This is a genomic window from Methylophaga sp. UBA1464 (genome assembly GCF_002325665.1).
Lineage (GTDB): Bacteria > Pseudomonadota > Gammaproteobacteria > Nitrosococcales > Methylophagaceae > Methylophaga.
The window spans coordinates 457-694 of the sequence record NZ_DCSO01000047.1 but is presented as its reverse complement, the minus strand read 5'-3'; the positions used below and the strand labels follow the sequence as shown (position 1 = coordinate 694).

Sequence of the window (238 nt, the reverse complement as noted above, 5' to 3'; positions counted from 1 at the left end):
GCTGGTGGCTCTTCGATGGTGTAATCTTCAGCGCTCTTATCATCTTTCCAGATCCACGCTTTGCGGGTCAGCAGATCAACAACACCGGTAAACTCATCTTCAATACCGATTGGCAGAACCATGACCAGTGGAGTTGCCGCCAATACCGTCTCAACCTGTTTAACAACACGGTAGAAGTCAGCACCAATGCGGTCTAATTTGTTGACATAGATAAGACGCGAAACTTCTGAGTCATTCG

Annotated in this window: 1 pseudogene; it reads right to left on the bottom strand. The window is 47.5% G+C overall.

Annotated features, from left to right (window positions below):
- A pseudogene (locus B3O33_RS05450) lies at positions 1-238 on the bottom strand (elongation factor G); the annotation flags it as partial.